This is a genomic window from Lysinibacillus sp. FSL M8-0337 (assembly GCF_038593855.1).
Classification (GTDB): Bacteria; Bacillota; Bacilli; order Bacillales_A; family Planococcaceae; genus Lysinibacillus; species Lysinibacillus sphaericus_D.
The window spans coordinates 1,242,256-1,255,700 of the sequence record NZ_CP151996.1 but is presented as its reverse complement, the minus strand read 5'-3'; the positions used below and the strand labels follow the sequence as shown (position 1 = coordinate 1,255,700).

General features: G+C 34.3%; 7 protein-coding genes. All 7 read right to left on the bottom strand.

The window, feature by feature from the left end:
- Positions 1 to 418: 418 nt before the first annotated feature.
- The 7 genes from MKY08_RS05635 to MKY08_RS05605 all read right to left on the bottom strand — a co-directional run bounded on the left by MKY08_RS05635 (position 419) and on the right by MKY08_RS05605 (position 13,431).
- The gene (locus tag MKY08_RS05635; protein WP_069509906.1) at positions 419 to 1,099 is read right to left on the bottom strand and encodes a 4'-phosphopantetheinyl transferase superfamily protein; all 681 of its coding nucleotides are present in this window, start codon (positions 1,097 to 1,099) and stop codon (positions 419 to 421) included.
- Positions 1,100 to 1,187: 88 nt separating this feature from the next.
- The gene (locus MKY08_RS05630; protein WP_069509908.1) at positions 1,188 to 1,997 is read right to left on the bottom strand and encodes an ABC transporter ATP-binding protein; all 810 of its coding nucleotides are present in this window, start codon (positions 1,995 to 1,997) and stop codon (positions 1,188 to 1,190) included.
- A 33-nt stretch (positions 1,998 to 2,030) separates the two neighbouring features.
- Positions 2,031 to 4,385 carry an FtsX-like permease family protein gene (locus MKY08_RS05625; protein WP_081327886.1) on the bottom strand — a complete coding sequence of 785 codons (2,355 nt, stop codon included), beginning with the start codon at positions 4,383 to 4,385 and terminating at the stop codon, positions 2,031 to 2,033.
- A 52-nt stretch (positions 4,386 to 4,437) separates the two neighbouring features.
- A complete protein-coding gene (locus MKY08_RS05620) occupies positions 4,438 to 5,763 on the bottom strand; it encodes an MFS transporter (RefSeq protein WP_069509910.1) in 1,326 nt (441 codons plus the stop codon).
- Positions 5,764 to 6,056: 293 nt separating this feature from the next.
- Positions 6,057 to 6,815 carry an alpha/beta fold hydrolase gene (locus MKY08_RS05615; protein ID WP_069509912.1) on the bottom strand — a complete coding sequence of 253 codons (759 nt, stop codon included), beginning with the start codon at positions 6,813 to 6,815 and terminating at the stop codon, positions 6,057 to 6,059.
- A gap of 26 nt (positions 6,816 to 6,841) precedes the next feature.
- The gene (locus MKY08_RS05610; RefSeq protein WP_176723145.1) at positions 6,842 to 7,672 is read right to left on the bottom strand and encodes a hypothetical protein; all 831 of its coding nucleotides are present in this window, start codon (positions 7,670 to 7,672) and stop codon (positions 6,842 to 6,844) included.
- The gene (locus tag MKY08_RS05605; RefSeq protein WP_069509914.1) at positions 7,669 to 13,431 is read right to left on the bottom strand and encodes a non-ribosomal peptide synthetase; all 5,763 of its coding nucleotides are present in this window, start codon (positions 13,429 to 13,431) and stop codon (positions 7,669 to 7,671) included. The genes MKY08_RS05610 and MKY08_RS05605 overlap by 4 nt, the downstream gene beginning before the upstream one ends.
- Between the last annotated feature and the right edge of the window lie 14 nt (positions 13,432 to 13,445).

Sequence of the window (13,445 nt, the reverse complement as noted above, 5' to 3'; positions counted from 1 at the left end):
ATATGCACCACGTCACTTGACACATATGCAAAAATATAGCTTTAACGAGGAATAAATGAATGCTTCCTCCCAAATTGTCGTTACACTTTCTATCAACAATAGGCGCTAACGTATCGAAGATTTACATGGATTAATCGGTGATTTACACCGACTTATCAGCGCTTACAACCTTTTCTATGAACTAAAAGTTACAACTTCACATACTATAGAAAGGAACTATTTGATAAAGGGGATGTCAAATGTCTTGTAGGGAAAGACCCGATGTGTGGGACGAAGATGGGAGAGATATTGAGCGTTGGGAAAATGACGGTGGTCGAAGTAATTTTACGAAATACTTCTAAGCGGCTATATAACGGTTTCCAAAATCCTGTAAAAAAAGCAGGCTGTCCTCTAAATGACTAGGACAGCCCGCTAAACATTACCATATATCAATATGATTTAAAGTAACAATGGAAATCGGTGCTTCTGATAACTGCTTGGAACACAAGGCAACGATATGAAAATCATCTAAATCAAATAATTGAAAGCTATACTTCTGTGACAATTGGTTGCTTTCAAACAGTTGTATTGTTTCGGGTTGAATGCAAAACGAAAAAGAATCAAGGGGAATAGTCAATCCTTTTCCCTCAGCTTTTACATAACTTTCTTTCAATGTCCAAAGTTTATAAAAATACTGTATTTGTTTGTCTTTTGGTTGACTTAAAATATCTTGATACTCACTGCTTGTAAAATACGCTTTTGCAATGTCCATTTCTATCATTGCTACTTGTTCTATATCTATTCCAATAGGCGTATCACTCACTGCACATACAACCCAGTCACCTGAATGCGCCAAATTAAAATGAATATGGTCGAAATTTTGAAGGCTAGGCTTACCATATTCATTGATAGTGAAATGAATATGGTCATTTGTCATGCCAAAGTCCCTCTTCAAAGAATGACGTAAAAGAACTTCTGCCAATATAGAGCGCTTTTTATCTTCATCAAAGTGGAATTTGCTTACTTTCTCTTTTCTTTCAGCAGAAATCCTTAGCTCAAATTGTTGGAAAATATCTTGATACGCTTTTTCAGTTATTTTTATTGCATATTTATATATCATCATTGTGCCCCATATAAATTTTAATACTGTCGGTCTTTGGATTTTACTTTATAGTACAATGCTGCAACAAGAAATACAAAAGCTATAATTACTTGGCCATTTTCTCTCCAGATACATCCTTGTTACTATAAGTATCGGTACTTTCCACTATCCATTTCATAATGCTTTCTTCTCTTTCCTTAATATTGTCAACCTTCGCATCAAATTTATTCATTTTCTTAGAAGCGACAATTTTTCCATCTACCATAAATAGAACTCTTTCAGTTTTTGCCGCAACTTTTGCATCATGTGTTACGAGCATTACTGTCGTTCCTTTTTTATTGATTTCTGTTAAAAGTGACATAATCTCTGTCGCTGATTTAGAATCTAATGCGCCTGTCGGTTCATCTCCAAATATAATATCTGGATCATTAATTAATGCCCTACATATCGCGACCCTTTGTAACTGCCCCCCTGAAGCTTGATTAATATTATTATTTTCAAGCGCTGCAATCCCAGTCATTTCTAATAATTTTTTTGCTCTTTTATATACTTTATTTTTATCTGCATCTTTGGATACAAGCGCAGGGAACATAACATTATCAATTAACGAGAGGTTTTTTAAAAGATTTATATTTTGGAATATAAAACCCATATTATTTAATCGGATCTTTGCTAGATTTTCTTCTTTTAGTTTGCCGATTTCATTCCCTTTAAAAAGTACATCGCCAGAGGAAATTCGATCCATACCACTTACATTATATAAAAGTGTTGATTTTCCACTTCCCGATGGACCCATTACGGCAACAAATTCGCCCTCTTTAATTTCTAGATTTACATCTTTTAAAATATGCAGTTCATTGTTTTTTCCTAATTCTACTATTTTGTTAATTCTTGTCGCCTCTAAAATGTTATTCATATCTATTCCTCCATTGCATCGTCTTTCTACTTCTTAACCCTTTAAAATAACAGATAAATCATCTTTTACAGTTACTTTACAGCACACAGATATCGTGATACCAACTACTACTATTAATGCTAAAGGACATAGTAGCCAAGTCTGCCATGCAACGTTTACTAACTCTATTTTCGCAGCGCCCATAGAAGACATCCCCATACTTACAAGATACTCTCCTAAGTAATTTGAAACTAGTACACCTAAGAAGATTCCTACTATTAGTACTAGTAGTGTTCCTGCCATATATTGTTGTTTAATATTATTGGCTGTTAGACCCATACTTCGCATAATAGCGATTTGAGACATATCTTTTGATAATAACATTCTCAGGAATAGGGCTGTAATTAAAACAATAATGATTAATGAAATGGCAATTCCACCGATAACAACCGTGCTCATTTGACCAATAATATTGCCAAGTGTTTGTTGAGTATATTCTTTAATATCATTGACCTGTGCAGAGGCATATTGACTTTGATAATATTCCATTTTTTCCGGAATATTGACATCTTTAGCCACATCCATGTTCACTATATACCAAAGAATCGCATTTTCGTTTAGTTCAAGACTTGTTGTTGCCTTTGCCGTTTTCCCGCCATTTGTAATATCTTGATAGATACCACTTACTGTCATCTTCTTTTCTGCTCCAGCAACCTTTACAATTACCGTATCTCCGACTTTTTTATCCAAGCCATCTTTAGAGGCATTCGCATAAGATAGAGCAATTTCTCCATCCTCTTTCGGCGCATTTCCCTCCAAATAACTTAGTGGAAATACTGAAAAATCACCGGTTTCAATATTTATATAATCCCATGCACCTTCTGCATTTTTAACCTGAAACGAGCCTGTAATATAAGCAGCGTATTTTTCAATATCTGGATCATTTGCTAACTCTTCTTGCAATTTTTTATAATCTTCTGAAATAGTATCTGTTTTTCGAAGGTCAATCCTCATATCAGATTTCCCTACACCCATATAAGTAGAGAATTCCGGTGAATTCATTGTGTTATATACACTTATTGGAAGGATGATAATAAATGTACAGATAACAAATATAACGATAAGTAATCTATATAATTTGAAACGCTTAAATACATCTCTAATACCCATATAAATATTGGTACTGAAAAATTTATTTTTTAGCAGGGAGAAGCTATATTTTTTATTCTTACCACGTTGCATAATATCTGAACGAAGTGCTTCTACAGCAGAAATCTTATCAATTCTTTTTAGCACTTTCTTGAAATACAGCGTAATGATGAAATAAACAAATAATGGAGCTATAAGGGAAAGTACATATTTCAAGTTACCTGATAAATCAGAAGATATGTAAAGTCTCATATTCCCCGTAAACAGATTAACAACTACAAAGGACAGTAAATATCCCACAATACCCGCAACTACAGATATAGCTCTATACTTATTAAGATATACCTTTTTAATATCCTTCTTAGAGATTCCGATCGCTTTCATTACACCGATCTCTCTTAAATCCTCATCAATCGTTGCTAAGAATGTAAGTCGAATACAAAGCGAAGCAATAATAATAAGCAAAATACTAATCAGTATAATAACCATTGCTACAATCGTATCTGACATTGCATTAAATATTAAGAATATTTTCCCACCAACTGTAGGCCCATTTGCTGGAAGACCTGCATCAATATATGCTGTCTGAACAGCTTGAGCATCGCCAGTTTCATGTAGTTTAAATTGAATTAAATATTCGCGTTCGCCTACTTGATTTACCAACATTTCATTATAATCAGATTGATTGATAACAAAACGTTTGGACGAAGTAAGCGAAGAATTCATCTCATAGTCTCGGGCATAATCTGAAATGGTAAATTCCTTTTCATAATCGCCTCTTTTCACCGTAATCGTTTCGCCAATTTTTAAGTCATATTGTTGCATAAAGTAAATAGGAACTGCTACAGTACCTTCTTTTACGTCCAACTTGTTGTTGTTTAGATCCAATATATAGTCAAAATTTTTATTTTGAACAACAAATGATATGTCCTGTACAGTACCTGCCATTGTATTGTTGTTTCCAAAATGTATATTGTTTCCATCTAAAGTGAGAAGAACCATCGTTTCCTGCATTGCAATATGTTCACGTTGTTCTTCTGTAAATTTATCAATATCCCGCTGATTATAATCTCCTGCATGCATCTGCGTGATATCGGCCGGGTGTGCTCTTTCTTGCAGTTCTGACATTGACTGCGTTAAATTTGCAATGATATTTGTTGCACTAGCTCCTAAAATTACTGCCATCGTTATAAATACAAATATTGTTGCAGTAACAATTTTCTTTCTGTAGCAATCATTCTTTACCATTTTCAGAAACAAAGCTATTCCTCCTTCATCTAACTACACGACGTACCTATTTATTAAATTCTTCTTATTGAACTGACTGCCCAGTTGGTATTAGCTCAGTATCTTTTTGTTTTTCCATTTCTCGAATACCTTTAGATTTTGAAACAAATAATGCCGTAATTATTAGCCCTACTCCAGAAAGAATGATTAAAAAACCAATTCCCCTAGTTTCACCAGTACCTATAATTTTTCCAACAGTATTTGCTAGAACGCCACCTTCAACTAATGCTGGGTTAAATACGTAATCGGCCAGAACACCTGCAATAACGTAAGCAACGACGAAACCTATTTGTGATATTAAAGAAATAAGTCCCCATGCTCTACCTTGCTTCTCATTGTCTATCGATTTTCGTATTAAAACATCAATACATGTCGTTGCAAATGGCAATGAAGCAAAGAATAAAAATCCGGAAATAATAATAACTGGGATACTTGTTGTGGCGCCGAATCCTGCCATCGTTATACCAGATACAATAAAACTAACGACCATTACCTTTACAAAATTTCTTTTGATGATTCCCGTACCGATTAAAATACTGGATACCATCATACCGCATGCTACAACTGTCTGAAGTATTCCGGTTGTTTTCTCACTCGCAAATGATAAAATCATCGGTTTTGATAGTACTTGAATAATCCCCATATAGAACATTAAAACAGAGACCAGTACTATAAGAAGCATAACCCCTTTTGATTCCACAATAATTTGCCAGCCTTCTTTTAAATCTTTGAAAAAGTCTAAATCTTTTTTCTCCAAAGGCTTTACCGAAAGCGATTTTCTTACAAAAAGAATTGTGGAAACTGTTATAACAAGTGTCAAAATATCAATGATAATAATTAATTCCATACTGTAAAATGCTAAAATTAGACCACCAATAATTGGTGAAATCAAAAATTTAGAAGAGGAAGCAATCCCCACCATACCACTTGCCTTTGCATATTCATCCTCTGATAGTAAATCCGTTAGTGTTGCTTTATACGCTGGATCTAATAATGATGCGAAGGCTGAACTAAATCCTACACAAAGACAGATTTGCCACACTTGAATATTTCCTGTATTCATTAGCACTAATAACAAAACGAGTCCCAACCCTGAGACACAATCACCAATAATCATAAGGAGTCTTCTGTCAAATCGATCTGCAAGAACTCCTGCAGCCGGACTGAATAAAATCATGGGTAGTAGCGCTGCCATCTCAACCATAGCAACATCCAATGCGGATTTCGTAAGTTGCCAAACGTATACGCCAAGACCAAAGGCAGTCATACCAGTACCGATATTAGATATCAGCTCCCCCATCCAGATGACCAAGAATTTTTTAAACCCTGCATCTGTCTTTACGTCATTCATAATTCGAGTCCTCCTTCTTTTAAAAATACACTCCAATATTATTTTACAATTTTATCCGTTAAATAACACATATATATTTGAAATTTTTTAATTTTTTTCCATAATCTAATACTTTTTCATATGTAAAAACAGCTTCGATTTCAGTTTCTCATTTTCAAGTTTTATTGTTATGCAAGCATCCCTCTTTTTATTTCCGTAAAGCATTCCTCTTTCCGCCTGCGACACTCTGTTTATACAAGGTGCACCATTCAATTCCCAGATCTAAGATTCCTTAGACCTGGGAAGAACAGTAACTACTTGCCCTTAAGTTCTAACACTTCTAAGTTAAGAAACTGATTAATGTACTCGACAACTTCCTTTTCCATATTATGAATAAACATATGCTCTGCATTTTCAATAGAAGTTACATTTAAATCTTGAACAAGGTAATCATTCCACATGATCGCTGAACGAATATTCTCTGATTTATCATTTTCTCCCCATAACAAATGTGTTTCGATATCAATTTTTTTGTATGGCGCTTTTGCTGAAGATTCTAAAATGCCATAATCAGCGCGAAATATGGGAAGCATAATATTCATTAACTCTTTGTCTTGTAATACAGCCTCTGGCATACCACCATAAACCTGTATTTGCTTTATCAAGTCCTCATTACTAAACTTGCTATACTGTTTATTTGCAAAACTGGATGGTGCAACAGAAGCAGATAATATTAATGTTTTTGGAAGAACTTTTTCCTGGTTTTGAAACATTCTTTCCAACAAAAAATATGAAACTACGCCACCCATGCTATGCCCCAAAAATACGCTTCCTGGGCGAATAATCTTTGATATCTCCTGATAATATAGCGAAATTAGCTCATGAATATCACTAATTAATTCAAGTTGAGAACCAAAATGTCCAGGAGGATTCGCCACCCATATTTCAACATCCTCTGGCATTGCACGCACAATTTCATTGAATGAGTTGACATAGCCTCCTAGATAAGGAAAACAAATTAACTGCCCCTTACTACCTTCTTTGGATTTGAAAAATGTTTTTAGCTCCATCATGATATTTCTCCTATTTCAACTAAATATTATGCTCCAATCCCAACATATTCGGGTAATACTTGAAGCTTTTGTTCAATATTTCTCTTCTTCGTAAGGAAATGCATAATAACAACAGAAATTGCGAAAAATGCAATCTGCAATAATTGAACTTGTGCATTAAAGTAATATAACTCCAGTCTCGCACCTGATGAAATGAGCCAGAATAATAAAACGTAAAAGAGTAGATTTCCGTTTGTCGCATTAAACATATAACTAATAAAAATAAGGAATAACATTAATTGAATAACGTACAATGGGAAGATAGCTGCCAATTCAAATGATGTAATTACATAACCTGGTAATACATAGATGCCGAATATAAGACCTGTTATCACACCCGCTTTTATATTACTGTTATATTTTTTCTGAAGATACGGCATTAAAAACCCGATCCAGCCAAGTACTCCACCAAGAATTCCTGCTTCTTCAAACAGATTTTTAACTACTTCTATGACCATTTGCTTAAAAGTTAATGTCATCTCTGGTACTTCAAAACCAACAGCAATGGAACCATAATGAATACTACCTACATAAAGAAGAAACAAACCGATAATGATTGGAAACCATATCAAATCTTTTTTTCTAGGAATAAACTTAGAAAATAGATTTTTGATCGCCTCAAAGCCGCCCATTAACCAATAAACAAATAAACCTGCAATGGATGGCGAATACAAAGCGATCATAACAATCGGGTTCGTAAAGGACGTTTCACCAAAAAGTTTTGTAAAAAAATCATTAAAAATCATAGATGCCGATGCAAGCCCCCAACATAAGCCAAATGTAATAATTAAATAAATCGTTAAATATTTATTTTTCATTGTGATACCCTCCCTTGTTCGCTTCTTTTTTCTACAATAGTTCTAAATTTTTTCTCATCAATTCCAATAACATCTTCAAATTCAATGTACAGGTGGTCACTATCGTAATTTACTGTTACAGACATACGGGCAAGGCTGTTTTCAGTATTGTTATGACTAAATGCTTGTTTCTCCTCAACTTTAACAAATCCTTGGAAATTATAGAGGATGAAATTACAGTACTGTTTATCATTGAAATAGTATTTTCTAAGGAGTTGATTTAATTTTGGATACGCCTTACTAAATCGTTCTTCCCCCAGTAATGCGAGATAATTGATGGAATGCTCTTTACAAAGCTGAATGGCCGTTTCAACTGATGTTTTATTTCCTTTTTCACTAATAATCGGTACAATATCTAAAAACTCGCCTACGCTATTATAAAAATCCTTCCCCTGATAACTTCTCGCATACTCCAGCATTACAAAGGGAATGACTTCTGTATTTGTGTAATCTCTTAAAATATCAGATACAAAATCAAACGCATACCACCAAATATCTAAATGCTTTTTATCTGATAAAGGAATGATAATTTCTATATTATTTTGTAAGGTTGCGTTACCTTTTGGTTGTGCCATTACCTTACGATTATTTTCACTCCACTTCACCAAATGAAATTTTTCAATTAGCTCCTTCTCACTAATCCCTATTGGCCCTTGGTTTAGCACATCAACATACTCTTTAAAACTTGGAATAGCTGTTTCGATGCTCGTTGTACCTTTTAATCCTTGTTCAATCTGGGATTTGATAATCTCGGCACTCATGCCATCGAAAATTAAATGATCAGCACCCCAGATAATAAGATGTCTCGTATCACTTTCTTTTAGTACACACATTCGCCATAGTAGTTCATTATTTGAGTAGGTTCTTAAAAGTATTTCTTCACTAAGCTTATTGATGATAGTTGTTTTTACACTCTCGGTATACATAGATATATCTACATATGTAAGATAATTACTCATAATGGTTTCTAATTTGAGTACTTCATGTTCACACCATTTCTTTTCGCCATTGGTTTCCACCAATGAACAATGCAGCAACTGATTGTTACTTATTACGTCTGCAATAGTATTCTTTATTCTATTTTTCGAAATTATTCCATCGAAATGGTTTATAAATCCACTATAGTTCGACCCTTTTGACATATGACCTTTCTGAATTGGAGATAGAGAAAATGCCATTACCGTATCAGATGCTGCGATAATGTCGGAGAGACCTTCAATACGAGCAGTCACATTCTTTACAAGACTAGTAATTTGTTTCGCATTTAATGCTATATTTTTGCTTGTACTTATTTTATCAATCCTAGGCGGCGATACTTCCGCAAGCGGTTCTATCGATGCAGCAATTTTTTCTGCTGTCTGGTACTGGAAAATTTCATTTATCTTGAGGTCCACACCTTTGTTTGACAATGCCTTCACTAATGCAATGGCTTTAATTGATTGACCACCGAAATGGAAGAAGTTATCTTTCAATCCAAATTCCTTGACATCCAGTATCATCTGCATTGTTTTCAGAATCGTTTTTTCTAAAGGTGTTCTTGGCTCATCCTGCACTATAACTTTTTTAGAATATTGTTCAGCGTTTACAAGCGCTTTTCGATCAACTTTTCCGCTAAAGTTGAGAGGGAATTCTTTTAAGACCACAAATTTAGACGGTATCATATATTCAGGTAATCTATTTTTTAAATGATTGCGCACATAATCGCCATCATATTTTTCTATATGATGATTTTCATTCACCGTATAGTAAGCCGTCATAGATAATGTGTCTAGATGATCCCTATCAGCAGTAACAATGACATTTTTTATTCCATCAATATTTTTAATATGTCTCTCAACTTCTCCAAGCTCGACTCTGAATCCTCTTAGTTTTATCTGAAAATCTTTGCGACCTAAAAATACAAGTTGGCCTCTGCTGTTCCACATCACTTTATCGCCGGTACAGTACACTCTTTTACCGCCTACTGCCTCAAGGGTAATAAATTTTTCATTTGTAAGGTCTTCTCTATTTAGATACCCTACTCCTACCCCATCTCCACCTAAACATAATTCACCTGCAACGTTCATCGGTACCAACTGTTTCTTTTCGTCCACAACATAAACTGTTGTATTAGACAATGGAATACCAATAGGAATAATGGAAACATCCTCTATATCATCTATCGGGTAGTATGTTGCAAATACTGCCGATTCGCTTGGACCATAGGCATTAATCAGCTTCCCTTTGCCAATTTGATTTACTGTTTGTTGTGCATGTGTAAGCGAAATCTGCTCTCCCGCTACAATGATTTTACGTACATTCTTTAAAAATTCGACCTTCCCGTCAACTAACATATGGAATAAAGCGGTTGAAATACAAAAAACACTAATTTCCTTCTTCTCTATAAATTCCGCTAGCAAAGGAATATCAAGGGAGGTCTCTCTTGGAATAATGACAAGATTAGCACCATTTAGTAAAGCGCCATAAATATCAAATACAGAACAATCAAATACATAATTAGATATCTGCATAATGCGGTCATTTTCGTTAATATCAATATAGTTCGTATTCTTCACGACACGAACGACATTTTTATGCTTAATTAATGTTCCTTTCGGTTTACCTGTAGAACCGGACGTATAGATAACATAAATCAAATCATCACTATTGAAATATTGCGATGTATGGCTAGATTCTATGCCGATATCGTGTTCTCTATTGAGTGTATTTTCACCTTTATCAATTAAGAATTTTTCAATTTCTACACTTATTTTCTCTTCCAAAGAATAATCTGTAATAATTACTTTGCTTTGGCAATCCTCTAGAATATAATCAATTCTTTCTTGAGGAAATTTAGGATCAATCGGCACATAGACAGCACCAAGTTTCATAATGCCCAACATACTAACAATTTGCATATAACCGCGGTCTAAAAGTATGGCCACCTTATCTTGGTATCCAACATTTCGGTCTTTAAGTTTTTCAGCTAACTGATTGGCCATATTATTTAACTGTTTGTAAGAAATTTTATCTTCCAACCATTCAATAGCAATAGCATTTGGCGTATCTCTAGCATAGTCTTCAAAAATAGATAACACTGTTTTATGTGCTGGATAATCCGTAGTCGTTTGATTTACTGTTTCAATAAGCCAGTTCCGCTCTTCCACAGTCATCATATCAATATCTTTAAGCTTTACGTTTACATCCTTTAGCATTTGCGAAATGATATAAATGAGTCGCTCGCCCATGACACGAATCGTATCTTCTTTATACAAAGCTTTTGAATAGTCAATATCCATATAAAATTGCTGATTCTTTTCTTCCAATGTAAAACTAATATCAAATTTCACATTAATTTCGTTATTTTCATATGGTGTTAAGGAAAGTCCTTCAATATTGACCTCATCCGTACCAATATTTATGTAATTAAACAAAATATCAAATAACGGATTTCTAGATACACTCTTTGGTATACCAAGTTCCTCCACTAGCAATTCAAACTGACAATCTTGATTATCATAAGATTTGACTAGCTTATTTTTTGTATACTGAAGAAATTCTTCTAGTGGTGTATCTTCATCAAGCTCACTTTTAATAGCCAAAGTATTAACAAACATACCGACAATCGATTCTAATTTTGCGTGGTTTCTGCCTGAGATAACGGTACCAATGACAATATCTCTTTGGTTTGTATATTTCCAAAGCATTATATTAAGGGCTGCCATAATAAACATATATGGTGTGATTCCATGCTTCTTAGTGAAAGCAAGAATTCCTTGATTTAGATTATGTTCAAAAGAATAGTGAATTTGACCGCCTTCATAGCTTATAAATTCTGGTCTGTCATAATCGGTATACAAATCTAGTACTGGAACACCTTCTTTAAATTCATTTTTCCAATATTCCAGTTGCTTTTGCACTTTTCCACTGTTATAAAAATCGTTTTGCCATTTAGCAAAATCTTTATATTGTATCTCTAAATTTGGAAGCTCCTCACCCTGATAAATGAGCCCGATTTCTTTTAGCAGGATATCTAAAGAACTCTGGTCTGAAATAATATGATGCATATCCAGAACCATTACATGCTCTTCCTCATTTAAGCTAATAAAAGTTACGCGCAATAATGGTGCATTTTCAAGGTTAAATGGCTTTAAATTTGCTGTTATCGCTTCTTCTAACCGCTCTTTTTCAACCGTTTGAAACTTCACTCTGAAATCGACATTGTCTTCAATAATTTGAACTATTTCACCATCGACCATGTCGAACCGAGTTTTGAATGCCTCATGTCTTTCGACCACTTTAGAAAAGCATTGTTGGATTTTAGTATGCTGTAATTTTCCTTTGACATGATAGACGGCTGCAAAATTATACGGGATTGCATCCTCAACCAATTCGTTCATTATGTACATTCTCTTTTGCGCAGAGGATGCTTCATAATATTTCTGAACGCCAAGCTTTTCAATTACATCTACTGATTTTTGATCTAAATGAGCATCAATATATTTTTCCATTTTGCCAAATGTTGAATGAATAAATACGTCAGACACTGGAAATTCAATTTTTAATGTTTCCTTGATTTTAGAAGAAAGCATAATTGCATTCAGTGAATCTCCACCCATTTCAAAGAAATCAGTTGTTTTCTGAATATCCGTTATACCAATTACTTCTTCCCAAAGCTTCCTTAATACAATAGCAGGATCGAGTTGCTCTATTTCATCTTTTTCTATAGCAGAATGTATGGATTTATTACTTGTTAAAGGATTTATGCCATTTACTACGTCACTATCATATTCTTTTTTATCAAAGACATAAGTTGGTAATGCAATTCTTTTTAAACAAGAAGTAGTAGCACTAAGCGTATCCCAATCAATTTTTATCCCTCTACACCATAGGTCCCCGATAAGGCGGTAAACATTATTGATATAGCTATCACTCGGATTTTCTATCAGATTCAAGACATTTTCATCTTCAACATTTGTCATACATCGTTTTGTAATCGAATTTTCTAAATCACTACTGCCAAGTTTTATGACAAGCGCATCTTCAATATGTTGTTTAGCTTTTATACCAGGCTTTTTTATTAACGGAATTTGTTTTTTTCTTATAGCATATTTTTCATAAATGGCTTCATACGTAGCAAGTTGTCCATATGTTTGAATTATGCTAATCGCATCTCTCAACGTCACTGCACCTGCGCAAACCATAGCGACAAGTTCAGCAATCCCTTCCCCAACTAATGCGGATGGTTGAACGCCAAGCTCCCTTAGCATCTGGACACATGCATATCCACCTAGCAATGCTCTATAACACTTAACTTCATTATCGTCATTTTCAATGCTTCTTACTTTTTCCGCAGTTTGCTGTGGTAACATTTTTAATAGTTGCTCTACTGTACGTTCATAACCTTTTAATAGGGGATAGAGACCTTCTACCGTCCCGCTTTTTCTCCATAAAATATTAACATCTTGTACACTAGGTAATATCAATACTAGATTTTGTTTCCTTTTCCCATTGTTACTGCAGACATGGAAAGTACTACTTTCCATGTCCTTTCTGCTCGTAACAAACACTTTTCTATGTTCTAATGCTCTTCTCCCTTTTTGAAGGGTCCAGGAGGCATCTGCTAAATCAATATGATGGAGTTCCTTTAAATAACTCATCACTTGCGCAGAGGTATTATTCAAAGCCTCCCAACTCTTTGCAGAGAAAGGTAAAATGTATGAAATATTGTCTCTTTGCATGTTGTTCCATACCT

Excerpts from the sequence above, each read along its gene's own strand:
- MKY08_RS05610 (WP_176723145.1), bottom strand. The coding sequence starts at position 7,672 with ATGAAAAATAAATATTTAACGATTTATTTAATTATTACATTTGGCTTA.
- MKY08_RS05630 (WP_069509908.1), bottom strand. The coding sequence starts at position 1,997 with ATGAATAACATTTTAGAGGCGACAAGAATTAACAAAATAGTAGAATTA.
- MKY08_RS05635 (WP_069509906.1), bottom strand. The coding sequence starts at position 1,099 with ATGATATATAAATATGCAATAAAAATAACTGAAAAAGCGTATCAAGAT.
- MKY08_RS05620 (WP_069509910.1), bottom strand. The coding sequence starts at position 5,763 with ATGAATGACGTAAAGACAGATGCAGGGTTTAAAAAATTCTTGGTCATC.
- MKY08_RS05615 (WP_069509912.1), bottom strand. The coding sequence starts at position 6,815 with ATGATGGAGCTAAAAACATTTTTCAAATCCAAAGAAGGTAGTAAGGGG.
- MKY08_RS05605 (WP_069509914.1), bottom strand. The coding sequence starts at position 13,431 with ATGCAAAGAGACAATATTTCATACATTTTACCTTTCTCTGCAAAGAGT.